This window comes from Polyangium jinanense, assembly GCF_028435265.1.
Lineage (GTDB): Bacteria > Myxococcota_A > Polyangia > Polyangiales > Polyangiaceae > Polyangium > Polyangium jinanense.
This window is the reverse complement of the sequence record NZ_JAGTJK010000015.1, coordinates 155,421-180,223: the sequence shown is the minus strand read 5'-3', so window position 1 is coordinate 180,223 and position 24,803 is coordinate 155,421. Positions and strand designations below refer to the sequence as shown.

Genomic DNA, 24,803 nt, shown 5'->3' with positions numbered 1-24,803 from the left:
TCCTTCGACTGGGGATGGTCCCGGCTGTTGGGGCAAACGGCTCCACGCCTGCCGGAGACGACGAGGGAGCGGCATTATGCATACCGTCCCCACGCTGTCAACCGATCATGGAGCGTGTGGATGCGGTGGATCGCGGGGCGACGAACTCACCACCCCGCGCGATCCGTTCGTGGCACCTAGCGACGAACGGGGATGATCTGCACGCGACGCGCGTCGCCTTCGCCGTCGCTCTTCGTGACGACACCGGGGAACTTCGCGAGCGCGAGGTGCACGACGCGGCGATCCTGCGGGTTCATCGGTTCGAACGTGATGATCTTTCCCTCCTCGACGGCCTGCTTGCCGAGGCGTCGGGCCATCGAGGTGAGCGTCTCCTCGCGACGCGCGCGGTAGCCCTCGGCGTCGATGATCACGTGGCGGCGCTGCTTGCCGGGCCGGTTGATCACGCGGTTGGCGAGGAACTGCAGCGCGGCGAGCGTCTGGCCCTTCTTGCCGATGATGCGGCCGGCGTCCCTGCCCTCGATCTCCAGCCGGATCTCCTCGGGCGGATCTTCCGGCTCGTTCTCGAGCAGGTCCACGGTGCAGTCCATGCCCATCGCGGCGAGCGTATCGATGACGAAGTCGAGCGCTTGATCGGCGCGACCATCCTCCTCGAACGGGACTGCTGCCTCGGCGGCGCGCTCGTCGCGCTCGTCGTCGTGCCGGGTGCCTTCGGCGTTCACGCTGGTCTTCCCGGGAGCTCCATTATCCACGGACACGTGCCTTTCCCTTTCCAAGAGCAGGCGCCGACTTGGTTTCGTCGCCCGAAGATTTCTTCTCGCGCACCTCGATGCCGGCGGAACCCTGCGTCTTGCGGCTCAGGTAGCGCTCGACCGCGACCTGCTGGGCGATGCCGAGCCACGTGTTGGTCAGCATGTACACGCCGAGGCCTGCGGGCAGGTAGAGCATCATCACCACGAAGATGCCCGGCAGCATGTACTGCATCATCTTCTGCTGCATCGGGTCGCCCTGCGGCGGCATGAGCTTCTGCTGGAAGAAGCTCGACGCGCCGAGGATCGCGGGGATGACGAAGTATTCGCCCTTGTCCGAGAGATCCGGGATGATCCGGGCCGACAGGAAGGGCACGTGGTAGAGCTCGACCGCCGTCTGCAGGGCCTGGTAGAGCGCGAACCACACGGGCATCTGCAAGAGCACCGGGATGCAGCCGAGCACCGGGTTCGTCACGCCGTGCTTGCGCCAGAGCTCCTGGAGCGCGAGGCCACGCTGTGCCGGATCTTCCTTGTAGCGCGCGTTGATGTCGTCCATCTCCGGCTTGAGCCGGCGCATGGCCGCGCTGCTCTTGATCTGCGAGATGCTGAGCGGGAAGAGCAGCATGCGCACGGTGATCGTGAGCAGCGCGATCGCGAAGCCCCAGCTCCCCACGGCCTTGTGGAGGATCTTCAGGTAGCCGACGAGGACCTTCGCGATCGGCGAGAACGTGCCGAGATCGATCACCTCGGTGATGCCGGGACCGACCGCGGCGAGCACCTCGCGCTCCTTCGGGCCCGTGAAGCTCAGGACCTTGTACGTCTGCGTCGCCTGCGGCGCGAGCTCGACGTCGGGATACGCGAGGCGCGCGCGGTAGACGTGCCCGTGCGTGTCCTTGTCCTTCTCGCGGCTCGCCGCGTCGAACTTCTCGCGGTTCCAGTCCTCTTCGATCTGCGTCTCGGCGAGCGGCGCGGGGCCTTCGAGCGGGATCGCGGCCTTCGTGAAGTAGACGCTGCTCACGGCGACCCACTTCGCGGCGCCGGGGCTACGGCGCCAGTACTCGTTCGTGAACTCCGCGTCCTTGAAGTCCTTCGGCTCGAACGCGTCGGCGTGCAGGCGATCGACCTTCTCCGGCGTCGCCGCGACGACGTCCGTCATGTGCTCCGAGATGCGGCCGAGGCTGCCCTTCGTCTCCTCGGTCGTGCGCCACGAGGTCTGCTCCACCGTGAGCCTGTGCTTGAGCGGCTCGGCGGAGAGGTTCTTCACCTCGAGCGTCATTTCGAGCTCGAAGGGTTTGCCCGTCTCGCGCACGACCTTCGTGAGCTTCGAGGTCGCGTCTTCGTAGACGAACGTGCACGACTTGCCGTCCTGCGCCGCGAGCTTCCAGTCGAGGTTGTCGAACGGCGTCTGTTGCTTCTCGACCCCAGGCAAACGCAGGTCCGTTCGCAGAGGCTGACGCCACTCCTGCGAGGTCGTCACGAGATCGATCGGCTTGCCGTTCTTCGAGTACTTGCCTTGATCGGTGAGCCGAAGGTGGCGCAGCGATCCGCCACGCGAAGACAGCTCGGCCTCGAAGCGGGCGCCGTTGATCGTGCAAATCTGCTCGGGCTGCCTCTGGGCGTCCGGCAGCCGGTTGGCGTCGTAGAACGTGTTCGGCTGGACCTCTTCGTTTCCTTTGCCGAACAGGTTGCCGCCGAACTGCCAGAACAGGATGGCAGCGATGCCGATGAGCACCCACTGAGCGATTTTGCCGCGTTCCATGAAATCCTTCGGCAATCTCCTTGCCGTGAAACCCTACTGGTCCTTGCCCCGCCCCGTGCTCGCGTGATCCCCCCGGACGGGCTCGCTCGCTTGGCGAGCATGCGAGAGGAAACTAGCCAGCCTCATGGACCGCGCCACTGCTCCACGGCGAAAGTCGAGCGTCGTGGGAAGAAAGGTTCGTACCTTCCACCCTCTGATCCGGGCCGTGCCGCGCGGGCTCTTCCGTACGCGAGCGGCCGATCCGTGGAGGCGGCGGAGGATCGTAGCCGCCGGGATGGAACGGGTGGCACTTACACAGGCGCTTCACTGAAAGCAAGCTCCCGCGCAGCGCGCCATGACCCGCGATACACGCGGCGGCATACCGCGAGCACGACGGTTCGAACCGACAGACAGGTCCGAAGAGCGCGAGCAGCACTTTCGAGAGCGTCAGCTGGTAGACGCGGATCAAGAGGAGGAGGAGCTTGGCCAGCATGATGCAGGGCGCGGCGGGCGACGCCGGAGGGCGCGAGGTGTGGCGAGACAGCGCGCGTCGGCCGCGGCTCCCATCGCGAGATCGCGACGAAGCTTGGGGGCCCGCGTCCCCGCTTGCAAGGTCAAGGGCCGCCTTTGCGCCCGTCGCCGGAGCGGTTTCTCGGGTCCGCCTGCGTGCTCGAGTTCGGCTTGCCGCTCGCTCGCTTGCGCACGAGTGGCAGCACCGCCTGAACCTCCGCTTCGAGCTCCGCACAAGCGAGCTCGTCCACGCCCGGACGCACGATCACCACGACGTCCACGCCCCGCGGAAACGACGCCACGTTCCGGCGAAAGACTTCACGGAGCAGGCGCTTGGCCCGGTTGCGCTGCACGGCGCACCCCACCTTCCGCGACGCCACCACGCCGAGGCGTGTGGTCGTATCGTCGGGACGGGGTGCGATCAGGATCAGGAGGTGGCGCGTCGTGACCCGGGCGCCGCCCTCCTGAACGCGCAGGAAGTCAGGGCGACGCCGTAAGCGCTGCGCTCGCGTGAATGTTTGGCGAGGCAACTACTTCTTGTAAATCGTCGGGGCGAGGCGCGCGCGGCCCTTACGCCGGCGGTTGTTGATCACCTTGCGGCCGCCGCTCGTGGCCATGCGCGCCCGGAAGCCGTGGGTACGGACGCGGCGGGTGTTGTGGGGCTGGAACGTGCGCTTCATCGTAGGACCCTTCGGAACCCTTCGTTTTTCGGGGCGCGCAAAGAAAGCACAGGTCCGCCTGCTGGTCAAGACCGCGAAACGGCCTGGATCGCGCGTCGTCTGTCTGACCTGATCTCACCCGTCCGGCAAGGGAGGAGACGGGCTCGTGCTCAAGGCTCCTCCCTACATCGCAAGACATTCCATGCGCCCGCACGCCTGGTGTAGCCTCCGCTTGCACGGGGGGGCCCGGTGATCCACCGCGCGGCAAGCGCACCCGGGCCTCTCGCTTCCGCGCGCAGTGCGCGCGCCGAGGAGACGCCGAAGACATGGCCCAAGTCGACCATCCCCGAGCCCGCCCGCCCGTCGGTGACACCGCGGCGGGAGGCACCTCCTCCGACGAGCGCGCGGCCACGCCCCGTCGCCCGTCCCTTCTGCGCCGCCTTGCCTCGGCTTGCTCGGCCGCCATCGCAGCCGCGGCGTGCCTCCTCGCGCCCGCCGAGGCCGAGGCGCAGCAGTCGACGATGTATCTCGATCGCCTCTTCATGGGCGGAGCGCCCGAAGACGCGATCGGGCTCTGGCGCCCGCAGTTCAACCCGCAGACGCGGTTCTTCGGCCAGCTCGGCATGGGCTTCGCGCTGAACCCGTTCCGCATCGAGAACCATCAGGATGATCCGCGGAACGCCGGCATCTTCAGCCAGCGCAGCAGCGCGCCCGTCGGACCGCAGCTCATCAGCTATCTCGATGTCGGCATCGAGGCCCTTGAGCGTTTCTCGTTCCAGGCAAACCTCCCGGTCATCCTCTTCCAGGACGGCGGCACGACATACCTCGCGCAGGTCTCGGGATCGCAGCCGGTCAGCATGCGGACGGTCGCGCCGATGGATCTGCGTCTCGACGCGCGCGTGCTCCTCTGGCGCAACACCGCGCGCACCTTCAAGCTCGGCCTCGAAGGCGCGGTCTGGGTGCCGACGGGTGACAACGACTCGTTCGGCGGTGATCAGAGCGCGAGCGGCGGCTTCCAGGTCGCCGTCGAGTACGACCTCAAGAGCTTCTTTCTCGTGGCCAACACGGGCCTCCAGTTCCGGCCCGCAGGCGGCGTGAACGACTTCAAATCAGGCTCCGAATGGCGCTGGGGCATCGGCGGCTTCTTGCCGCTGCGTGGCGGCGCGCTTCGTCTCGGCGCGCAGATCTTCGGCTCGACGGGCATCACCGACGAGACCTTCTTCGACGTCGACAACACGCCGATCGAGTGGATGCTCGAGGGACGTTACGCCTTCGATCAGAAGAAGCGCGCGTGGGTCGGCGTGGGCGGCGGCACGCGCATCACGCCTGGATACGCCCCGGATTTCCGCCTCGTCGCGACCGTCGGGTACGCGTTCCCGATCAAGGACACGAACCCGCCGTCGCCTGGAAAGCGCTTCAAGACGGGCCGCTGGGCCGAGCACGGCGCGGACACCGACAAGGACGGGTTGCCGGACGACGTCGATCTTTGCCCGACGGATCCCGAGGATCACAAGCCGCCGAACACGGACGACGGTTGCCCGCAGCCGCCCGATCGTGACGGCGACGGCATCCCGGACAACGTCGACAAGTGCCCCGACACGCCCGAGGATTTCGACAAGGTCGACGATCAGGACGGCTGCCCCGAGGACGATCCCGACAAGGACGGCATCGGCGACGCGAAGGACGCTTGCCCGAAGGAGCCCGGCGACGCGAACCCCGACGCGGAGAAGAACGGCTGCCCGACCTTCATCCGCAGGGTCACCGGCTCGAACGAGATCCAGATCCTGAAGAAGGTCGAGTTCTTGACGGGCAAGTCGACCATCTTGCAGCAGAGCTACCCGATCCTCGACGAGGTCGTGCGCCTCCTCAAAGTGAACCCCGAGATCCAGCACCTCGCGATCGAGGGCCACACGGACAACCGCGGCTCGGATGATCTCAACGAGAAGCTCTCGTCCGATCGCGCGAACGCCGTGATGGAGTACCTCATCAAGAAGGGTGGCATCGCCGCGGATCGCCTGAGCGCCGCCGGCTTCGGCCCGCGCAGGCCCATCGCCGACAACAACACGGCGGCCGGACGACAGACCAACCGGCGCGTCGAGTTCCACATCCGCGACAAGGCGGCGGATGCCACGCCCCCCAGTCAGTAGCGGTCTCGCCGCGCTCCTCCTCGCGCTCGCTGCCGTCCTCGGCGCAGGGTGCGAGAAGGAGCGCGGCTCGCCGTACGCGTGCACCTGTACGTTCCTCACGGACTTCGACGACAACTCCGGGAGCGAGGTGACCGTGTGCTCTCCGTCCGCCGAGCGCGCCCCCGATTTCGCCCGGGGCTGCGCGCAGTCCGGGGCGCCGGCGCCCGTGGAAAAGTGTGTCTGCACGCCTGAAAAAGGGTCCGGGACGTGTGAAGTCGGGCTCTGTCGGAATCGGCCTCGCGGCGAGTGAAATCCGCATGCATCACGGCTCCACGCGGGCCGTCGAACAAGGCACAATGGTCATGATGAAGCACGCCTTCGCTCTGGTGCTCGCCCTCGTCGTCCCCGGCGTCGCGCTCGCCGCCGAGGCGACCCGCCCCGAGAAGGCCCCGCAGCCTGACGCTGCGCGATCGAGTGGCTTCGTCACCGTCGCTTGCAACCCGGGCTGCGAGGGCGTCCTCGTCGACGGCAAATCGATCGGCCCTTCTCCGATCGTGCGCGCAGAACTCCCTGCGGGGACGCACAAGCTCACGCTGCGCCGCAAGGGTTACGAGGAGAAGAAGCTCGAGGTCGTGGTGAAGCCGGGCGAGACGGCGCTCTTGAACGTACAGCTCTCGCAACAAGCGGCGCCTCCGGCCGAGCCTCCGCCGGACATCGCGGCGCGCGTCGCGGCGAAGATGATCAAGGCCGACGGGTTTCTCTCGGTCGTCTGCGATCCGGCCTGTGATCAAGTGATCGTCGACGGCAAGCGCAAGCTCGGCCCCGCGCCGCACACGAACGTGTCGCTTCCCCCGGGCAAACACGACATCACGATCCAGCGCAAGGGCGCGCCCGACAAGGTGATCACCGTGAACCTGATCCCCGGACAAACCACGGCGTTCAAGGTCGCGATGCAGACCGAGGCCGAGCGCACCGTCATCCCCGCGAAGGCGCCCGTCGAGCCGCGGCCGAAGCGCTGATCTTCACCGCCCGTCGAGGAGCGCTTCGAGCGTCGACAAGTCTGACACCGGCGCCGAGCAGGTTCGATTCCGACAAACATACGCCACGGTGTCGTCGCCCCGCGCGGTCTTGCCCTCGGCGAGCACCGCTGCCGCTTCGGCCGTCTCCGGCCGGCGCGGATCCACCCACACCACGTTCCTGTGCGGCAAGTAGCGGCGGAACACGGCCTTCGCGAGTGCCTGTGTCCGCTCGCTCGACGGATCTCCCACGAGCACCACGTCCACCGTCCCACGCACGAGCCGATCGAGCACGGCGACGGCCTTGCCGAGGCCGAGCGGGTTGTCGATCGCGGTGGGGCCGATCGGCTCGATCTGCCGTCGTCCGTGTTCGGCGTACGTCTCGTCCGCGAGCTCGCCGAGCCGCAGGCAAAGCTCCGCGGCCATGGATGCGCCGGACGGCACGGCCTGATCGAAGACGTCCTTCGTGCGGGCGATGAGCGAATCGCCGTCGTCGGGCGCGAAGAAAAAGCCGCCCTCGTGTTTGTCCTCGTGATGCTCGATCATCGCGTCGGCGATCGCGCGGGCGACGGCCACGTACCGCGGGTTGCCCGTGGTTTCGTAGAGATCGAGCGCGGCGCTGCCGACGTACGCTTGATCATCGAGGAACCCGCGCCGCGCCTCCGGCGCCTCGTTCTCGCCCGGCATGTAGTACCGGCGCACGCGACCCTCTCGCACGAGCCGCTCCTCGAGCGCTGCGAACGCGACCTCTGCCGCGCCGATCCACGAAGGTTCGTCGAGCGCGCGGCCGGCTTCGGCGAGCGCGCCGATGAGCAGCGCGTTCCAGCTCGCGAGGATCTTGTCGTCTCGCATCGGACGCGGCCGCTGCTCCCGCGCCGCGAGCATCTTCGCCCGCGCTCGTTCGAGCGCGCGCTTCGCCACGTCCGGCGCGAGATCCACGATCGCCGCAGTCCGTTCGATCGACCGCACCTCCGAGAGCACCGTCGCGCCGGTCTCCTCGAAGTTGCCCTCCTCCGTGATGCCGAATTGGACCCGCGCGACCTCGTACGCCTCGTGATCGTCGCCCAGGGCTGCGCGTAGATCGCCGAGCTTCCACACGAAAAACTTTCCTTCTTGGCCCTCGGAATCCGCGTCCTGCGTCGCGTAAAACGCGCCCGATGTGTCGCGCATCTCGGCGAACAGGTACGTGACGATCGCGCGCGCCGTCTCTGCGAAGCGAGGGTTCCCGAGCGCGCGATAGCCATCGGCGTAGAGCCGCAGCAAGAGCGCGTTGTCGTAGAGCATCTTCTCGAAGTGCGGCACGAGCCAGCGCGCGTCCGTCGAGTAGCGGTGGAAGCCGCCGCGCAGGTGATCCCAGATTCCGCCCTTCTGCATCTTGTCGAGCGCGAGATCCACGCTCTCCTTCGAGACCGCGTCACCCTCGAGCGCGCCGCGTAGCAAGAGCACGTCGAGCGACATCGTGTTCGGGAACTTGGGACGCGCGCCGAAGCCGCCGTTGTGGCTGTCGAAGCGCGCGAGCAGACGCCGGCATGCTCTGCGCAAGAGGTCCTGCCCGATCGCACCCTCGCCCGCTGGCAGCGCGCCCACGCGCGAGATCTCCTGCGTGATCTCACCGGCCTGCGCGAGTACTTCGCCGCGGCGTCGCTTGTACGCGTCCGCGACCGCTTCGAGGATCGCGGGGAAGCCGGGCACGCCGTACTTGTCCGCCGGCGGGAAGTACGTTCCGGCGAAGAACGGTTTTTGATCCGGCGTCAGGAACACGGTGAGCGGCCAGCCGCCGCTCCGGCCCATGAGCTGCACCACGAGCTGGTAGACCTGATCGAGATCCGGACGCTCCTCGCGATCGACCTTCACGTTCACGAAGAGCTCGTTCATGCGCTTCGCGATGGCGTCGTTCTCGAACGACTCGCGCTCCATCACGTGGCACCAGTGGCAGGCGGCGTAGCCGATCGAGAGCAGGATGGGTTTGTCCTCCCGCCTCGAGCGTTCGAGCGCCTCGGCGCCCCACGGATACCAGTCGACCGGGTTTCGCGCGTGCTGCAGGAGGTACGGCGACTTCTCCTTCGCGAGCCTGTTCTCGTGGGCGCTCATGGGAGAGCACCTAGGGCATCGCGCACCCGGCGGGAAGGCGGATTTCCCTGCTTTCAGGCCTTGCCGAGCACGAGCGCGCAGTTGTGCCCGCCGAAGCCCGCCGAGCATTTCGCCGCCCAGCCGACGGGCGCGGGCCTTCGATCTCGCACGACATCGAGCGGGCCGAGCTCCGGATCGAGCTCGTCGACATTGATCGACGGATGCAGCACCTGATCACGCAGCGAACACACGACCGCGATCGTCTCGGCCGCGCCCGCGCCGCCGAGCAAGTGCCCGATCATCGATTTCGTCGCCGAGATCGGGATCTGCGCGAGCCGCTCGCCGAAGACGCGACGGAAGGCCAGGATCTCGGCCATGTCGCCCTGCGGCGTCGAGGTCGCGTGCGGGTTGATGTAATCGATCGCCTCGGGGCCGATGCCGGCTCGCTGGAGCGCGCGTTCGAGGGCGAGCGCGAGGCCGAGGCCCTCGGGGTGCGGGCGCGTGAGGTGCTCGGCGTCCGTCGTCATGCCGAAGCCGCCGACGACCGCGAGCGGCTTCGCCCCGCGCCGCTTTGCATGCTCTTCCTCTTCGAGCACGAGCACGCCCGCGCCTTCGCCCATGACGAACCCCTGGCGCCGCTTGTCGAACGGGCGGCTCGCACGGGTCGGATCACCCTCGAATGCCTTCGAGAGCGCGCGCGCATTGCCGAAGCCCGCGACGGTGTTCATCCGCGTCGCCGCCTCCGCGCCGCCGGCGATCATCACGTCGGCTTCGCCCGCCTCGATGAGGAGCGCGCTCGTCGCGATCGAATGCGTGCCTGTCGCGCAGGCGCTCGCCAGGCTGTAGGACGGGCCCATGAAGCCATAACGCATCGAAATGAGCGCGGCCGCGCCGTTTGGCATGACGCCCGGTACGAAATACGGCGACACCGCGCGCGGGCCGCGCTCGTTGCTTCGCGCGATCTGCTCTTCGAAGATGTCGACCGAGCCCATGCCGGTCGACATCAAGCAGCCGACGCGCGACCGTGCCGCGGCGGACTCCTTGTCGAGCCCGGCCATGGTCACGGCCTCGACGGCCGCGCCGAGGCTGAAATGCGTCACGCGGCCGTAGACCTCGGCCTCTTTGGGGGACATGTACCGCGAAACGTCGAAATCGCTCACGCTCGCGGCGATGTCGCTGCGGAGTTTGTCGGTCGGGAACTCGCGGATGTACGAGACGCCCGAGCGCCCGGCGAGCAGGCTCTCCCAGAAGGTTGAGACGTCGACCCCGACGGGGCTCACGACGCCCATTCCGGTCACGACGACGCGGCGGGGCATGGGGGTGGGATCAGCCGCCGGCGGCGAGCCGGGCCTCCACCTTCTTGCAGAGATCGCCGACCGTGACGAGCTCGACGAGGTCCTCGTCCGGGATCACGATCCCGAGCTCGGTCTCGAGCTCCCCGACGATCTGCATCACGGAGAGCGAGTCGATGCCGAGCTCGCTGATCTTGGACGCAGGCGTCACGTTCGGGAAGGGGCGCTTGTCGACGCGCGCGGCCACGGTCTTGAACATCTCGAGCAGATCGCGCTTCTCACTCATGTCTCAGCCAATCCTCTCGAGCTCCATCTGGACGAGGGAGCTGTAGTGGATGTCGAATGCGCGGACGCAGGTGGAGAGGTACCGGTCGTAATCCTCGAAGACCTTGTCGCCCCACTTCGCCCGGATCGTGGTCTCGTTCAGGCGGAGGCGCCGGAGCCACTCCGCCGTCGTGCGCTGGTAATGCTCGCGCCGCGTGTGGAGCGTCTTGACCTCCCACCAGGGATTGATGGCCTGGATGAGCTCCTCCAGCCGCGGATTCAGGCCGTTCGGGAAGATCTCCTTCGACGAGAACGAGAAATCTTCGAGGTCCTTCCGCGTATCGGCGGCGAGCGCGCCCCAGGGCCGCATCTTCGGCGTGCGATTGCGCAGGATCGCCTGGAAGCCGAACGAGGAGCCCGGCTTCGTGAGCTTCCAGCACTTCTCGAAATAACGCCGGTAGATGTCGACGGCCTTGCCCTGCCGCGCCTCCTCGAGCGAGCAGAGATGGTCGATCATGCAGATCGAGATGAGGCCGTCGAATGTCTCCGGCGTATCCCATTGCATGAAATCGGCCGCGACACACTCGACGCCCGGGATGTTCCGTTGATTGACCTCCGCGGCCATCGCGCGCGAGAGCGTGATCCCCACGGCACGGTCGACCTTGCGCGTCGTCGCGAGGTACTCGACACACGCGCCCCAGCCGCAGCCGATGTCGAGCACGGTCTTGCCCGGGCCGGCTTTCGCGAAATCGCTGAGGATGTGCAGCTTGTTGAGCTGCGCGGCTTCGAGTGATTGATCGGGCGACTCGAAGACGGCGCACGTGTAGTTCATGCGCTCGTCGAGCCAGAGGCGGAAAAACTCGTTGGAGACGTCGTAGCTGACCTCGACGTCCGCTTGGCTGGATCCCATCAGAGAGCTCCTCGGGTTTCGGTCTCCCGGGCGGGCGCGCGGGGAGAAGGGACGGCGGGGGAATCGAACGACGCGCTCGGGTCCTCGCCCTGCTCCCCCACGAGCTCGAGCTGCCCGTTTTCGAGACGCATCTTCGTCTCGCGGCGGCGCACCTTGCCGCTCGACGTCTTCGGTAGCGTGCCGCGCTTGATCAGCACGACCTCGGCGAGCTGCACGCCGAGCTCGGCCCGCACCGCGTGCGTGACCGCCTCGATGAGCGCGCGTTTCGCCTCGCCGAGGCGCCGCGACTCCGCCACGAGCACGGCTTCCTCGGCGCCGCTCGCGCCGCGCCGCGCGAAGGCCACGCATTGCCCGTCGCGGATGCCGTCGACCGTGGAGGCCACGCGCTCGATGTCCTGCGGGTAATGGTTTTTCCCGTTCAGGATGATGAGGTCCTTCGAACGGCCGCAGATGTAGACATTGCCGTCGGCACGGTATCCGAGGTCGCCCGTGCGCAGGTAGCCCCCGCCGAACGTCTCGCTCGTCGCCTCGGGATCGCCGAAATACCCCGCGGTCACGCTCGGCCCGCGCAGCCAGATCTCGCCGACCTTTCGTTCGCCGAGCGGCGCGCCGTCGGGGCCCGCGATCAAAAGCTCGTGCCCGGGGAAGGGGCGCCCGCACGAGACGAGCTCGAGCGCAGGCGTCTCGTCTTTCACGGGCTCGGCCTTGCCGTTTTTCATGGTGGCGAGGTCGATCCGGTCGGTTGCGAGCGGCTTGCCGAGATCGTGGAACGTCACGGCGAGCGTCGCCTCGGCCATGCCGTAGCAGGGCAGGATGCTCTCGGGCGAGAGGCCGTTTTTCGCGAACCGCGCGAGGAAGGCGCGCAGCACGTCGGCCTGGATCGGCTCGGCACCGCAGCCGAGCGCGCGCATACACGAGAGATCCCAGTTACCAGCCTGGCTGTCGGTCACGGCGCGTGTCGCCAGCGCGAAGGCGAAGTTCGGCGCGAACGTGATGGTGCCGCGGAAGCGGTGAATCGCGTCGAGCCAGAGCGAGGGCCTGCGGATGAAGGACATCGTCGGCAGGAACATCACCTGCACGAGCGCGTAGACCGGCGCGATCACGAAGCCGATGAGGCCCATGTCGTGGTAGAGCGGCAGCCACGAGACGCCGCGATCCTCGGGCGTCGAGCGCAGCCCGTCGAACATGATCGCGTGGCTGTTCACGCTCAGGTTCTCGTGCGTGACCATCACGCCCTTGGGGCGCGAGGTCGAACCCGAGGTGAACTGGAGGAACGCGAGATCCTCGCCGCGAACGTCGGGCAACGTGGCGTGCGCCGAGCCCGGATCGATCGCGCCGAGCTCGCGCTCCAGCACGAGCCGCGTGTCCGCGCTCTGCGTGCCGAGCAGGTGCTCCTGGATGAGCGGGCGCAGCGCGTCGTTCGTGACGACCACACGCGCGCCGGACGCCGCGAGCACGTGACGCACGGTGTCGCCGTAGGCTTCGAGCTTGGCGAGGGTCGCGGGCGGGTACATCGGCACGGCGACGAGGCCTGCCGTGAGGGCACCGATGAAGGAAAGGACGAACTCGTCGGGCTCCGGGAGGATCAGCGCGACGCGATCCCCCTTCGACAGGCCGAGCGCCTGGAGCGCGCGGGCGCGGCGGCTCGCCTCGGCCCAGAGCTCCGGATACACGACGCGGCGCTCCTGGCCGTTCGTGCGCACGAAAGTGACCGCCCGGTCAGCATGGACCGTGTTTTCGCGGAGAACATCGATGAACGTGCGCATGGCCCAGGAGGTACGTCCTGGCTACCCGGTCATGAATCGCCGGAAAGCCGAGACGCAGGCATAAGCGAATCCCGGACCAAATCAACCAGAAACGATAAATGCTGGAAATCGAAAGGAAATCCAGTGCTCGTTCGGGGTGGGTGTGTCGGATTTTCGACAGGTGCGATGCGTCAGAGAAAATCTGTTCGCGTATGCCAGTGCACCGAATCAGGGGGCCCAGACGTAGGTGCCGGGCTGGCTGTCGATGCCTTCGGGCACCTTGGCGGCTGGATCGAATCGGCAGGTCATCGGGCGGTACTCGATCGCGAGGGTCTGCGGCGGCGCGGGCTTGCCAGCGGTCGGGCTCGGCGGAGGCTTCGGCGTCGCGGGGCGGAAGACCCAGCTCTGCGCGAGGTTGCCCCCGAGGACGGCGATGGTCGGGATGCGACCGAGGCCGATCGCCTCCCACGCCGCGACACACGGCGATTCTTTGGTGCCGTGGAGGACGACGCCCGCCGTGAGCAAGGTCATGGGCTCGGTGAGCGGGGGTTTTCGTTCGGAGGATTCGCTTACGAGGACGGCGTGGCGCCGACCGGGGTACATGGGCTCGCGGCCGAGGAAGGCGTGCGCGGCGAAGCGGGGCGTGGTGCGGCGCTCGTCGGGTTTGCAGGCGCGCGGCAAGTCGGGGAGGTCGAACGGCGTGGGGATGGCGATGGCCGGGCCGAACGTGCCGTCGTTGCGGAATGCGTGGAACGAGGCCGCGGCGAAGCCCGCGCGCGGCTCGCTGTACACGACGAGGTCGCCGAGCGTCGTGCTGCCGATGTAGCTCCAGTCGCTCCGCGCGAGGCGCTCGCCGTCGGGCGACGTGCCCGGCGCGAGGGACATCCCGTTCGCGGACCAGGTGCCGCCTTCTCCCTGGCGCGCGAGGAGGAAGGTGAGGGGACCCGCGTCGTCATCGGAGAGCGTGGCGACGGCGAGGGGCTTGCCATCGGCGAGCACGGCATCCATGCGGAAGTCGGTGACGCCCTTCGGCAGAAACGTGGACCAGGTGGGATAGGGAAACGTCTTCTGTTTGCCCTTCGGATCGAGCAGGAACGTGAGGTCCTGGCGCGACTCGGGCGCGTGCGGCCGGAGGAACAGCGCGCCCGGCGTGACGGAGATGAGCGCCGTGTCGAGCTGCCACCGCGCGCCGTCGGCCTTGACGTCGCCGCTCGTGAACGCGCCCGCGTCGGGGAGGCGAACCTTGGCGGTCGTGCCCTCCATGAAGTTCTCCCACGCGAGCTCGACATCGCGCATGGGGCCCGTGGCGCGTGGACCTTCCGGCGATTTCGGCGGCGGCAAGCGCACGCGGGCGACGGCGTATCCTTCCGTCTGGTGCGAGACCTCCATCGCGACCTCGGCGCCTTGAGGCGCAGGTCCGAGGAGCGGACGCGTGATCACGCGCGCCTCGCCTTCGCCGCGCTCGGGGCCGAGCGCGGTCGTCACAGTCACGGCGTTCGTGCGTGGATCGAACGAGAGCACGGACCAGAGCGAGCGTCCCCGCGCGAGCTGATCCACGCCGGGGAGCCCGAGCGCGTGGATCGGATCGACGTCCTCGATGCGGGTCCAGTTCACGCGTGGATCGAGCTCGCAGACGATCGGCGTGCGCGGCGATGGCACGCGATGCGGCTCGGGCGGGCCCGCGGGCGGCGTGGTGAAGGGCTCGGCCTGCCCGTTCCAGCCGACGCGGCTCATCGTGTCGCCGACGAGGCAACCGGCGCCGCTGCACACGAGCGTCAGCGGGCCCGCTGCGATCTCGCGCGTGAGGCTTTGCGTCGCGGGGATCTCGGTCCACGTCGTGCCGCCGTCGAGCGACTCCCACGCGCCCATCGTCTGCTCGCCGTGCGGCCTGTCGGAGATGACCGAGAACGCGACCGCATGCCGGCCCGCGCCGCCGACGAGCCCCGGATCCGAGGGCGGTCGCGCCACGCCGAGCAAACGACCGTCGTCGTCCGTCGTGACATACGCGAGCCCGCGCGGCGTGAGCAGCGTGAGCCCCACAGTGCCATCGTCGCCCGGCCTGAGCGCGGCTTGATCACGCGGATCGAGGTCCGCATCGGCCTCCTCCGCGGGCACCTCGTCGCCCTCCTCGAACGAAGGTCCGTCATCGCGACGCGCGCGCGACACGTCGAGCGTGCGCTCGCTGAACGTCTCGCCGCCATCGTGCGACACGTAGAGCGCGAGCCTCTCGTCCTTGCCGCGCCGCGCGAGAAAATATGCCGAGCGGCCGTCGACGGAGAACGCCGGCGAGACCGGCGCGCCCGAGAGCGAAGGCGTCTCGGCGACCGTGGCCACGAGCTTTGCGCCCTCGCGGCGCACGAGCAGCGGAGAAGAACCCGTGCATCCGTTCGATGTCGCCGCGGCCCCGTGGGCCTTGCAGGCGCCCGCGACGAGTGTGCTTCCGTCGCTCGACACCACGAGCGAGGTAGACGCCTCGCCCGTCGAGAGCACGAGCGGATCGCTGAAGTGCGCGCCGTCGTCGTGGCTCGTCCGCACCTCGACGATGCCGCTGTCGTCGTCGCTTCGCTTCATGCAACCGAGCGCGACGTGTTTCTCGCGCGCGCCGAGCTTCAAGCTCGTGCATCCGCTCGTACCGGGCAGGCGCTTCTGCGCGAGCGGACCCTCGAGCGGACCCGTCAGCAAGGTGTAGTCCTCGCCGTCTTCGGGGAGCACCACCTCGAGGTAACGATCGCCGTCGAGCACCGCGCGACCTTCGAGCACCGAGCTCGCGGACGGCGCGTACGAAATCTCGAGCGCGATCGAACCCGGCCCCGTCTCGACGACCGCGTCCCGCCGCGTGAACGTCGCGCTCGTTCGTGGATCCCACACGAGCGTGCCCGTCATTCCTTGCGCGGCGAGATGTCCTTCCGCGGTGCGGCCGACGCGACGCGCGCCGATGGGCGCAGCACTGCTCGCCCGTTGAAACGTCTTCCCATCATCGCTCGTGAGCAGCGCCTCGGGCAGCGCGAGCGCGAGCGCCTGCCCGTCGTCCGACACGGCGACGTCGAACACGCGCTCCACGATCGCCACGCGCTTCCACGTCGGCCCCTCATCCAGATGGAACAGCTCTCCGCTCGCCGTCGCGCCGAGCACCGTGCGGCCTCCGCTCGCGACCTGCACGAACCGCGCGGGCGCGGCGATCGTTCGCTTGATCGGCGCGAGCGGACCTTCGGCCTCATAGATGCGCCCGCTCTGCCCCACGAAGAGCCACGACGCCTTTCCTTGCGGCGTGATCCCCACGATCGCCTCCGGGGCCACGTCCGGCGCGGCTTCGGCGCGCCCGCGGCACGTCGTCACGGCGCCGTCTTTCGTGGCCCGCGCCGCGCGGAAGCGATGTCCTTCCGCGGTGGTGATCAAGCAGCCGCCGTCCTCGAGCGCGAGCGTCGCCGTGGCCGACGCGGGCATCGGCGGGTGAAACGACCAGTGCGCGGGAGAGGCGACCTGCGGCGGCGCTTCGGCGGCGGGCGGTGGGGGCTTGGGGCGTGCGGCGTGCGGCGGCTCGCCGGCTCCGCATCCCGCGGCGAGGAGGCTTCCGCCGAGGAACGTGAAGGCGCGCGAGCGGACGGTCATTTCTCGGCGTCGACCCAGCGGGCCACGAACACGTTCGTCTCGCCGGGCGTCGTGCCGAAGCGGTTCGAGGCGAACACGAGGTACTTGCCGTCGGGCGAGAACATCGGGAACCCGTCGAACCCGTCGTAGAACGTGATCCTCTCGCTCGCGGGCGCGCCCGTCGTGGTCGCGGGCCCCTCCGAGTCGACCATGTAGAGCTCGAAGTTCGGCGCGCCGCGCAGCTCCGGCGGCGAGTCCATGTTCGACGAGAAGATCACGCGGCGCGAGTCGGGCAGGAAGTACGGCCCGAAGTTCGCGCGACCGTTCTTCGTGATGGCGCGCGCGTTCTGCCCCTCGAGGCCGCCCACGTAGATCTCGAGCTTCGTCGGCCGCACGAGCCCCTTCCCGAGGAGCGCGCGGAAATCTTCGAGCTCCTTGCCTTCCGGCCGGCTCGCGCGCCAGACGAGCTTCGTCGAGTCCGGCGAGAAGAACGCGCCGCCGTCGTAGCCGGGCGTGTTCGTGATCCGGCGGATGTCGGTCCCGTCCGGCTTCATCGTGTAGAGCTCGAGATCGTTGTCACGGCTCGACGTGAACACGATGCGCGAGCCGTCGAACGCCATCGTCGCTTCGGCGTCGTAGCCCGGACCGCCGACGAGGAGCTTCAGATTGGAGCCGTCGGGGTTCGCGACGTAGATGTCATACGGATCGAGCGGCCAGACGTAGCCGAGCGAGCGATCGGGCTTCTGCGGGCACGCGGCGCCTGCGGCCTCGGTCGTGCTGTAGAGGATCTTGTCGCCCTTCGGGTAGAAGAAGTACCCGCACGTCGTCCGGCCCTTGCCGCTCGACACGCGCTTCGTCTCGCCCGACTCGAGGTCGAGCACGAACTGCTGATCGCAGGCCGCGCCGTCGCGCGTCGACTGCAGGATCAGCTTCTTGCCGTCGGGCGACCAGTACGCCTCGGCGTTCTCGCCGCCGAACGTGAGCTGCCTGAGGTCGGCGAGGTGTTTTTCGCGTGGATCACTCTCCACGGGTTTTCCCGCGCGGATCGCGAAGGGGATCCACTCGGGCTTGGCCGTCGTGGTCGCGCTCGGGATCTGGCCGAGCGGCTCCTTCGGCTGCGGCTCGGGCGTGCAGGCCGCGGAAAACGCGAGGGTTACGGCGAGGAGGGGGAGGAGGGATCGGATCGTCGGGGTCACGGCGGCGCGCACTCTAGCGCGCTTTCGTGACGAGGGTGGGTGAGGATCGTGCGCCCCGCGCCTCGTCACGACGCGTGCGCCTGGACTTTTAGGCGCGCGGTGTCTACGGCGTTCCGGAGCTGATGGGCGCCGATCTCCGGCGCGAGCCATGCGCCGGCCGCGTCGAGGGAATGGAACACCCGGTGGGGGAACGGCAGCTTCGCCATCGTTTGCAACCCCGTCGCCACGCCCCGCACGAGCGAGCCGCGGAATCCCCCGCCCTCGAAACACACCGCCGACCGCCGCAGCCGTTTGCCCGCGGCGCCCACGGCCAGCGAGGCCAGCGCGTCCCGCGCCTCCTGCGAGGGCAAGGGCGCGTTCTCCGCCACGATCGTCAGGCACGTGATCCCGTCCGGGTATTTCCGCTCCAGCAAATCGAGCGCCCGCCGACAGGCCGCCACGGCCGAGAGGGTCGTCTCGCGCTCGAACACGAGGATCAGGATCCGGTTGAAGACGGCGACGACGTGATCCTTCGTTGCCTCGACGGTGATGATCGACAGCCCGTCCCGCATCAGGTTTGTCTAAGGGTATCGCCTGCGCGCCGCAACCCCGAGGTCGATTCACCGTGCGCAGAGCACGTACCAGGCACGATTTCGACCGTGGCAACTCTCGGTACCAGGGCCTCGCCTGCTGGCGTTTTCCCCCACCTTCGCGCAAGATCCGGGCATCCTATGCCCCGAGCTTCCCTTCCGTGCGAAACGACCGCGACCTCCGACCTCGCCCACGAGCGCGCCTATACGCGCCGGGCGCGCATGGAGAGAGCTCCCCACTTCATCGACGGCCGCTTCGTGAACCCGGCCGTCCTGCGCTCGCCGCGCGTCGAGTTTGGCGTCCTGCGCGAATTCCTCGCCCCCCGCGTCTCCCGCAGGCCGCCCGCGCCTTTGCCCATGGTCTCGCCGCTCGACGGCTGGCGCGACCCTCCGCGGACCGGCCTCCGCACCGCTTGGCTCGGCCATTCCACCGTCCTGCTTGAAATCGACGGCGCGCGGATTCTCACCGATCCCGTCTGGGCCGATCGCGCCTCCCCCACGCGCCTCGCCGGCCCCAAGCGCTTCCATGAGCCCCCCGTCGCCATTGCTGCGCTCCCGCCGCTCGACGCCGTCCTCGTCAGCCACGACCATTACGATCACCTCGACGCCGCTGCCGTCCGCCTCCTCGCGAGCACCACCCAGGCGCATTTCGTCACCGCGCTCGGTGTCGGCGCGCGCCTCGAAGGGTTTGGCGTGCCACACGAGCGCATCACCGAGCTCGACTGGTGGGAAGAGACCCTGATTCCCGGCACCGACGTCGCCATCGCCGCCACCCCCGCGCAACACTTCTCCGGCCGCGGCCCCTTCGATCGCAATACGACCCTCTGGGCGAGCTACGTCTTCCGCGGCCCTCGCCACCGCGTCTTTTTCTCCGGCGACACCGGCCCCGAGCCCACGCTCCCGCTCATTCGCAAGAAGTTTGGCCCGTTCGACCTGATCCTCCTCGAAGTCGGCGCTTTCCATCCTGCCTGGGGCGACATCCACCTCGGGCCCCAGCAAGCCATGGAGGCGCACCGCGCGCTCGGCGGCGGCCCCTTCTTGCCCGTCCACTGGAGCACGTTCGATCTCGCGCTGCATACGTGGGACGAACCCATTGTCGTCCTCGAAGAAGGCGCGCGTGACGGCGGCTTCGACCTTCCGCTCGTCGCCCCGCGAATCGGCGAGGTCCGCGACGTCCTCGACCCGGACGAAATCCGCCGCTCGCTCGCGCGCCTCGACGCGTGGTGGCGCGAGGTGCGGTAGAACCTGCGAAAGCGCTTGCTTGCCCGCGCCTCCTCGTCGCACCATCCCGCGCATGGAGCGACCCTTCGAGATCCCCGAAGACCTCAACATGGCCGACTGGTTCCTCCGCGCGCGCCTGCGCGAGGGCCACGGCGATCGTGTCGCCATCCTCGCGGGCGATCGGCGCCTCACGTACGCCGACGTCGATCGCCTCGCGGCTCGTTTTGGCCATGTTCTCCGGAGGCTCGGCGTTCATCCCGAAGAGCGCGTCATCGTCGCCCTCCCCGACATCCCCGAGTTCGCCGGCGCCTTCTTCGGCACGCTCGCCATCGGCAGCGTCGTCGTCATGGTGAATTGCCACCTCAAGACCGACGAAATTGCCTATTTCTACGAATACTCCCGCGCTCCCGTCGCGGTCGTCCACGCCGAGCACCTCGATGCGTTCGTCGAGGCCTCGAAGGGCGCGCGGCATCTCCGCCACATCCTCGTCGTCGGCGCTGAAAACCCGGCCCCGCATGCCTCGTTCGAGGCCCTCGCCGCGGGCGTACCGGACACGATCGACCTCTTCCCGAGCCACCGCGACGACGCCGCGATATGGATCTTCTCCGGCGGCACCACCGGCCGGCCCAAGGCTGCCGTCCAGACGCACGCCTCGTTCGTCAACACGACCGAGCTCTTCGCCAAGCGTGTCCTCGGATATGGTCCCGACGATCGCACCCTCTCCGTCCCGAAGCTTTATTTCGGGTATGCCACCGGCTGTAACCTCCTCTTCCCGTTCTCCGTCGGCGGGAGCTCGATTCTCTTCCCCGAGCGCTGTACCGCCGAGGCCCTCTTCCAGCAGATCCAGAAGCACCGCCCGACCATTCTGATCAACGTCCCCACCATGGTGAACCACATGGTCTCGCACCCCGACGCGGCCGCGCAGGACCTCTCCTGCCTGCGCGTCGCCACCTCCGCGGGCGAGGCTCTGCCGGTCGAGCTCTACGATCGCTGGAAAAAGGCCTTTGGCGTCGAGCTTTGCGATGGCCTCGGCACCGCCGAGATGTGGCATATTTTCATGACGAACCGCCCCGGCGAGGTTCGTCCGGGCACACTCGGCAAGGTCGTCCCCGGCTTCGAGGTCAAGGTCGCGGACGACGACGGCCGCGCATTGCCCGACGGCGAGGTCGGCTGGCTCTGGGTGCGCGGAAATTCCCGCGCGATCGGCTACTGGCACGAGATGGAAAAGACCAAACGCGCCTTCCGCGGCGAGTGGTACGTCTCCGGCGACATGCTCCGCCGGGACGCGGACGGATATTTCACCTACTGCGGCCGCGGCGACGACATGCTCAAGGTCGGCGGCAAATGGCTCGCGCCCGCCGAGGTGGAGAATTGCCTGCTCCGCCACCCGGCCGTCGCGGAGTGCGCCGTCGTCGGCGTCGCCGACGAGAATGGGCTGACGAAGCCGCACGCGTACGTCCTCCCGCGGGACAAAAGGCCGGGGCTCGAGGAGGAGCTCAAAACGTTCGTGAGGGAAAAACTCGAACCGTACAAGGCCCCGCGCGAGGTCTTCCTCGTCGACGCTTTGCCCCGCACCCACCTCGGCAAGATTGATCGCGGCAAGCTCCGTCGCGCCTGAACCGCGTCGTTTCCTTCGCACCCGGGGTGTGTTACACCACCCGCGCCCCGATGCCCCTCCTCTCGTCCGCGTACAGCCGAAGGCTCCATCCCCGCTTTGCGCCGCTCGCCTCGCGCGAGGGCCTCGATGCGCTCCAGCCCGACGCCCGGCTCGCCCTCGCATCCGAGATTGCGCGGGCCCTCGGACCTACCTTCGCGCCGGTCTCGCAGCTCATCGGCGCCGCGGGCCTGCCCTCCTTGCTCCACGGCCCCACGAAGATGCAATTCGTGGCCGTCCCCGGCGGCACGTTCGTGATGGGTTTGTCCGAGGCCGAGATTGACGAGATCGCCGCCCTGTATGCCCCCCTCGGCCGCGCCGACGAGGCGCGCGCGCTCGTGCGCTGGTCGACCCAGCCCCCGCGCCGCGTCCGCGTCCAGCCCTTCCTTTGCGCGCTCGAGCCCGTCACGGATCGCCTCGCCCACGCGCGGCTCGCGGATATGTATCCCGACGAGGACGAGGGATACGTCCCCTCGGATGCGCCCGTCCCGTTCGCCCCGCGCCTCGCCGCCGAGCTCCGCGGCGTCCTCGGCTTCCGGCTGCTCTCCGAGGCCGAATGGGAGTGGATTGCCCGCGAGGGAGGCGCCCGATCCTGGCTCCGCGAGCCACCGACATCCATCTCGCTCGCGCTCGATCCCGCCCGTGATCCCTCGCCGCACCCCAATGCTTTCGGCGTCGACCTGCTCCAGGCCGGCCTCGAATTCGTCGCCGACGCCTGGCACGAGGGGTACGCCGGCGCGCCCGCGGACGCGATCGCCTGGCAACCGCGCGCCATTCCCGACAACACGCGCGGCTGCCATGGTGGTTTTCAGGACGAAATCGAGGCCGTCCGCCTCCACGCCGGCGTCCGCGAGGGCCGGCACGGCGACGACCCGGCCGCCGTGCGATTCGCGATCGACCTTCCCTGAGGCTCAGGGCTTCACTTCGAGCGCCTGCACCATCCCGTCGAAGAACCGCTCGGGCGTACATTCCATCCCCGTGTAGAACTCGACGAACGTCGTTTTCACGTGGTGGATCTTCCAGTCCCCCACCTGCATCGTCCCGCCGCTCGGGATTTGCTCCTCTTGATTGCCGGAGACGGCGCTCACCGAATACAGCGTCCGGTACTCCGTCTCCGGACAATCTTTCTTCTGCTGATTCACACATTCGACCAGGATCGATAGCTCCGGCCCGCCGCCCGGGATCGGCGGCAACGTCGCCGGGACCTCTGCATTCGCGTACCGCATCGCCACGGCCTGCCCTTTCGCGCCGCTCACGAGGTACGATTGATTCTCCTGTTTGGCCGTCACCACATCCCCCACGGCGAACACCTCCCCGAGATTCGCGCCTTCCCAGGCGAACCGCGCGGGCATCCCTCCCGCATCGAATGCGAGCTCCATTCCGAGCGCATCCACCGCCGCCACCGTCGCCTGCGCGCCGCTCGTCAGATCCGGCGTCGGATCCTCGAACCCGAGCCACGGCCACGATCCGAGCACGAGCTCGTCCTGCTCCATCGTGCACGCCGGCCCCATCATCCCGCCGCCCGCGCCGCCGCTGCCGCCCGCGCCGCCGCTGCCGCCCGCGCCGCCGTTTCCGTCTCCGCCCGCGCCGCCGCTGCCGCCTGCGCCGCCGCTGCCGCTCCCGCCGCCGCCTCCGCAGGCCGCGAGGCACGTCGCCGCCGCAACCACGAGCCCTGCTGCCCAAGAAAATCGTCGTTCCATGACCCATGAGGGGCATGCAATACAAGCGGCGTCAATCCCTCAGAGGGTGTTCCACAGGCTGCTGCGCGGCTCGATGCGTCGGTCGGCCTCCCTAGCCTCGAGCCGCTCGCGACGCCTGTGGAACACCCTCTCAAAACTCCACCGAAGCGCCACCGTCCCTCCCCCCGACCTCCCGGGACGCGTGGTCTCCTCGGCGCATGCACACAGCCCCCGCCGGCCGCGGCCTCCATTACTCTGCTGCGCGTGGGGCCGTGGAATCGGCGCTCCGCGTCCTCTTCCGCGGCGATTGGCCTGCGCGCGCCTGGGGCCGCTTGCCCATCGCCTCCTCCGTGCGTGTCGTCCACCGCCGCATCCCGCTCCCCGCGCCGCGCCCTTCTCCCTTGCGCATCGCATTCGCCTCCGACCTCCACCTCGGGCCCACCACCTCGCCGCGTACCCTCGACGAGGCCTTTCGCCTCCTTTGCGCCGCTCGGCCCGACGTCCTCCTCCTCGGCGGCGATTACGTCTTTCTCGACGCCACGCCCGCCCGCGCCCGTGAGCTCGAAGCCCGCGTCCGCGACGTCCCTGCGCGCCTCAAGGTCGCCGTCCTCGGCAATCACGACCTCTGGACGAACCATTCCCTCCTCGAAGACGCCCTCGCCCGCGCCGGCGCCACCGTCCTCGTCAATGCCGCAGCCCGCATGGGCGACCTCGCCGTCGTTGGCCTCGACGACCCCTGGACCGGCATTCCCGACGGCGACCGCGCCTTTGCCGCGACCGAGGGCGCCGCGCTCGTCATTGCCGTTTGCCACGCGCCCGGCGGCTTCCGTCATGTCCGCGGCCGCGGAGCTTTGCTTTACCTCTGCGGCCATACCCACGGCGGCCAGGTCGCACTCCCCGGCGGCATTCCCGTCGTCGTCCCGGGCGGCCGCCTCGCGCGCCGATTCCCGCACGGCGTGCATGAAGTCGAAGGCACCACCCTCTTCGTCTCCCGCGGCGTCGGCGGCGTCGAGATCCCGTTCCGCGCCTTCGCGCCTCCCGATATCGGCATCTTCGACATCGGCTGATTCTCCACGAATTCACCAGCCGCCCCGCGCCCCGCCGCCTCCCGAGCGACCTCCGCCGCCGGAGAATCCGCCTCCGTCGCCTCCGCCGCCACCACCGCGACCTCCGCGCATGATGAACCACAAAATGGTGAGCGCGAGCGACGGATTCACCGCGAACAATACCAAAAAAACCGCGGCCACGATGCCGAGCCAGATGAGCTCATGCCCCCGCCGCGCCTCCGGCTGCGTCGTGGGCCCGGGCGCGGGCACGAAGGCGTGCCCCTCGATGGCCTCGAGCAATGCGGACACGCCCGCGTCGACGGCTCCGTTCGGATCGCCGGCCTGGAGCCGCGGGGCCATCACCTCCCGGATGACCCGCGAGGCGATCGCGTCCGGCACGCGATCTTCCAGGCCATATCCCACTTCGATGTCGATCTTCCGATCCTTGGCCAGGACGAACATCACGAGCCCGTCGTCGAGCCCCTTCCGCCCGACCCCCCACGCCTCGAACGTCCGCACCGCCCAATCCTCGAGCGCCGCGTCCCCGATTGTATCCCCGATCCACACCACGACCTGGTGGCCCGTCTGCCGCTCGTATTGTTCCAGGCGTTCGTCGAGCCGATTCCGCGTCTCGGGCGACAGGAACCCGACGGTATCCGTGACGTGGCGGGTGGGCGCCGGGGGAATGGGCGCGGCCTGCCCCCGCGCGAGTCCGACGAACGTCAGCCACGCGGCGAGGACGAGGAACGTGACGGCGCGAATCATGTTCGCCGA

Annotated in this window: 21 protein-coding genes; 6 read left to right on the top strand and 15 right to left on the bottom strand. The window is 68.7% G+C overall.

Going from position 1 to position 24,803, the window contains the following annotated elements; translation table 11 throughout:
• Positions 1-176 precede the first annotated feature (176 nt).
• From KEG38_RS26140 to rpmH, 5 genes are all read right to left on the bottom strand, one after another.
• Positions 177-755: a Jag family protein gene (locus tag KEG38_RS26140; RefSeq protein WP_272422626.1), complete on the bottom strand. Its 579-nt coding sequence runs from the start codon at positions 753-755 to the stop codon at positions 177-179.
• Positions 742-2,505 carry a membrane protein insertase YidC gene (gene yidC, locus KEG38_RS26135; protein ID WP_272422625.1) on the bottom strand — a complete coding sequence of 588 codons (1,764 nt, stop codon included), beginning with the start codon at positions 2,503-2,505 and terminating at the stop codon, positions 742-744. The genes KEG38_RS26140 and yidC overlap by 14 nt, the downstream gene beginning before the upstream one ends.
• 112 nt (positions 2,506-2,617) lie before the next feature.
• On the bottom strand, positions 2,618-2,977 hold the full coding sequence (gene yidD, locus KEG38_RS56060; RefSeq protein ID WP_276073558.1) for a membrane protein insertion efficiency factor YidD: 360 nt from the start codon (positions 2,975-2,977) through the stop codon (positions 2,618-2,620).
• Positions 2,978-3,098: 121 nt separating this feature from the next.
• Positions 3,099-3,524, bottom strand: coding sequence for a ribonuclease P protein component (gene rnpA, locus KEG38_RS26125; protein ID WP_272422624.1), 426 nt, complete (start codon positions 3,522-3,524; stop codon positions 3,099-3,101).
• Complete coding sequence (rpmH, locus tag KEG38_RS26120; RefSeq protein ID WP_272422623.1) at positions 3,525-3,674, bottom strand: 50S ribosomal protein L34; 150 nt, start codon at positions 3,672-3,674, stop codon at positions 3,525-3,527.
• A 305-nt stretch (positions 3,675-3,979) separates the two neighbouring features.
• Here rpmH and KEG38_RS26115 point away from each other — a divergent pair, with 305 nt between their 5' ends.
• Both KEG38_RS26115 and KEG38_RS26110 read left to right on the top strand, forming a co-directional pair.
• Positions 3,980-5,800, top strand: coding sequence for an OmpA family protein (locus KEG38_RS26115; protein WP_272422622.1), 1,821 nt, complete (start codon positions 3,980-3,982; stop codon positions 5,798-5,800).
• A 248-nt stretch (positions 5,801-6,048) separates the two neighbouring features.
• Positions 6,049-6,798, top strand: a complete 750-nt coding sequence (locus tag KEG38_RS26110; RefSeq protein ID WP_272422621.1) for a PEGA domain-containing protein — start codon at positions 6,049-6,051, stop codon at positions 6,796-6,798.
• 3 nt (positions 6,799-6,801) lie between these two features.
• Here the strand turns inward: KEG38_RS26110 and KEG38_RS26105 are convergent, their stop codons facing one another.
• The 8 genes from KEG38_RS26105 to KEG38_RS26070 form a co-directional block, all read right to left on the bottom strand.
• Positions 6,802-8,886: a thioredoxin domain-containing protein gene (locus KEG38_RS26105; protein ID WP_272422620.1), complete on the bottom strand. Its 2,085-nt coding sequence runs from the start codon at positions 8,884-8,886 to the stop codon at positions 6,802-6,804.
• A gap of 53 nt (positions 8,887-8,939) precedes the next feature.
• Positions 8,940-10,181, bottom strand: a complete 1,242-nt coding sequence (gene fabF / locus KEG38_RS26100) for a beta-ketoacyl-ACP synthase II (protein ID WP_272422619.1) — start codon at positions 10,179-10,181, stop codon at positions 8,940-8,942.
• Positions 10,182-10,191: 10 nt separating this feature from the next.
• Positions 10,192-10,443: an acyl carrier protein gene (locus KEG38_RS26095; RefSeq protein ID WP_272422618.1), complete on the bottom strand. Its 252-nt coding sequence runs from the start codon at positions 10,441-10,443 to the stop codon at positions 10,192-10,194.
• 3 nt (positions 10,444-10,446) lie between these two features.
• Positions 10,447-11,331, bottom strand: a complete 885-nt coding sequence (locus tag KEG38_RS26090) for a class I SAM-dependent methyltransferase (protein ID WP_272422617.1) — start codon at positions 11,329-11,331, stop codon at positions 10,447-10,449.
• Positions 11,331-13,097: a fatty acyl-AMP ligase gene (locus KEG38_RS26085; RefSeq protein WP_272422616.1), complete on the bottom strand. Its 1,767-nt coding sequence runs from the start codon at positions 13,095-13,097 to the stop codon at positions 11,331-11,333. The genes KEG38_RS26090 and KEG38_RS26085 overlap by 1 nt, the downstream gene beginning before the upstream one ends.
• A 207-nt stretch (positions 13,098-13,304) precedes the next feature.
• Positions 13,305-16,685, bottom strand: a complete 3,381-nt coding sequence (locus KEG38_RS26080) for a hypothetical protein (protein ID WP_272422615.1) — start codon at positions 16,683-16,685, stop codon at positions 13,305-13,307.
• A complete protein-coding gene (locus tag KEG38_RS26075; RefSeq protein WP_272422614.1) occupies positions 16,682-17,860 on the bottom strand; it encodes a hypothetical protein in 1,179 nt (392 codons plus the stop codon). Before KEG38_RS26075 ends, KEG38_RS26080 begins: the two co-directional genes overlap by 4 nt.
• 65 nt (positions 17,861-17,925) lie before the next feature.
• A complete protein-coding gene (locus tag KEG38_RS26070; protein WP_272422613.1) occupies positions 17,926-18,411 on the bottom strand; it encodes a hypothetical protein in 486 nt (161 codons plus the stop codon).
• A 240-nt stretch (positions 18,412-18,651) separates the two neighbouring features.
• Here KEG38_RS26070 and KEG38_RS26065 point away from each other — a divergent pair, with 240 nt between their 5' ends.
• The 3 genes from KEG38_RS26065 to KEG38_RS26055 are packed head-to-tail and all read left to right on the top strand — an operon-like array spanning position 18,652 to position 22,212.
• On the top strand, positions 18,652-19,671 hold the full coding sequence (locus tag KEG38_RS26065) for an MBL fold metallo-hydrolase (RefSeq protein ID WP_272422612.1): 1,020 nt from the start codon (positions 18,652-18,654) through the stop codon (positions 19,669-19,671).
• A 52-nt stretch (positions 19,672-19,723) separates the two neighbouring features.
• Positions 19,724-21,268 (top strand): benzoate-CoA ligase family protein, encoded by a 1,545-nt coding sequence (locus KEG38_RS26060; RefSeq protein WP_272422611.1) that lies wholly within the window; start codon positions 19,724-19,726, stop codon positions 21,266-21,268.
• 50 nt (positions 21,269-21,318) lie between these two features.
• Positions 21,319-22,212 (top strand): formylglycine-generating enzyme family protein, encoded by an 894-nt coding sequence (locus KEG38_RS26055; protein ID WP_272422610.1) that lies wholly within the window; start codon positions 21,319-21,321, stop codon positions 22,210-22,212.
• Positions 22,213-22,215: 3 nt separating this feature from the next.
• Here the strand turns inward: KEG38_RS26055 and KEG38_RS26050 are convergent, their stop codons facing one another.
• The gene (locus KEG38_RS26050) at positions 22,216-23,004 is read right to left on the bottom strand and encodes a hypothetical protein (protein ID WP_272422609.1); all 789 of its coding nucleotides are present in this window, start codon (positions 23,002-23,004) and stop codon (positions 22,216-22,218) included.
• A gap of 197 nt (positions 23,005-23,201) precedes the next feature.
• On the opposite strand from KEG38_RS26050, the gene KEG38_RS26045 reads away from it, so the two are divergent.
• Positions 23,202-24,050 (top strand): metallophosphoesterase, encoded by an 849-nt coding sequence (locus KEG38_RS26045; RefSeq protein WP_272422608.1) that lies wholly within the window; start codon positions 23,202-23,204, stop codon positions 24,048-24,050.
• 12 nt (positions 24,051-24,062) lie between these two features.
• Here KEG38_RS26045 and KEG38_RS26040 read toward each other — a convergent pair whose 3' ends face one another.
• Entirely contained in the window at positions 24,063-24,794 is a 732-nt protein-coding gene (locus KEG38_RS26040; RefSeq protein WP_272422607.1) for a TPM domain-containing protein, read from the bottom strand.
• Positions 24,795-24,803: the final 9 nt, after the last annotated feature.

Coding starts and splice junctions, on each gene's coding strand:
- KEG38_RS26115 (WP_272422622.1), top strand. CDS start 3,980: ATGGCCCAAGTCGACCATCCCCGAGCCCGCCCGCCCGTCGGTGACACC.
- KEG38_RS26050 (WP_272422609.1), bottom strand. CDS start 23,004: ATGGAACGACGATTTTCTTGGGCAGCAGGGCTCGTGGTTGCGGCGGCG.
- KEG38_RS26070 (WP_272422613.1), bottom strand. CDS start 18,411: ATGCGGGACGGGCTGTCGATCATCACCGTCGAGGCAACGAAGGATCAC.
- KEG38_RS26045 (WP_272422608.1), top strand. CDS start 23,202: ATGCACACAGCCCCCGCCGGCCGCGGCCTCCATTACTCTGCTGCGCGT.
- KEG38_RS26095 (WP_272422618.1), bottom strand. CDS start 10,443: ATGAGTGAGAAGCGCGATCTGCTCGAGATGTTCAAGACCGTGGCCGCG.
- KEG38_RS26065 (WP_272422612.1), top strand. CDS start 18,652: ATGGAGAGAGCTCCCCACTTCATCGACGGCCGCTTCGTGAACCCGGCC.
- KEG38_RS26040 (WP_272422607.1), bottom strand. CDS start 24,794: ATGATTCGCGCCGTCACGTTCCTCGTCCTCGCCGCGTGGCTGACGTTC.
- rpmH (WP_272422623.1), bottom strand. CDS start 3,674: ATGAAGCGCACGTTCCAGCCCCACAACACCCGCCGCGTCCGTACCCAC.
- yidC (WP_272422625.1), bottom strand. CDS start 2,505: ATGGAACGCGGCAAAATCGCTCAGTGGGTGCTCATCGGCATCGCTGCC.
- KEG38_RS26060 (WP_272422611.1), top strand. CDS start 19,724: ATGGAGCGACCCTTCGAGATCCCCGAAGACCTCAACATGGCCGACTGG.
- KEG38_RS26055 (WP_272422610.1), top strand. CDS start 21,319: ATGCCCCTCCTCTCGTCCGCGTACAGCCGAAGGCTCCATCCCCGCTTT.
- KEG38_RS26090 (WP_272422617.1), bottom strand. CDS start 11,331: ATGGGATCCAGCCAAGCGGACGTCGAGGTCAGCTACGACGTCTCCAAC.
- KEG38_RS26105 (WP_272422620.1), bottom strand. CDS start 8,886: ATGAGCGCCCACGAGAACAGGCTCGCGAAGGAGAAGTCGCCGTACCTC.
- KEG38_RS26080 (WP_272422615.1), bottom strand. CDS start 16,685: ATGACCGTCCGCTCGCGCGCCTTCACGTTCCTCGGCGGAAGCCTCCTC.
- yidD (WP_276073558.1), bottom strand. CDS start 2,977: ATGCTGGCCAAGCTCCTCCTCCTCTTGATCCGCGTCTACCAGCTGACG.
- fabF (WP_272422619.1), bottom strand. CDS start 10,181: ATGCCCCGCCGCGTCGTCGTGACCGGAATGGGCGTCGTGAGCCCCGTC.
- KEG38_RS26085 (WP_272422616.1), bottom strand. CDS start 13,097: ATGCGCACGTTCATCGATGTTCTCCGCGAAAACACGGTCCATGCTGAC.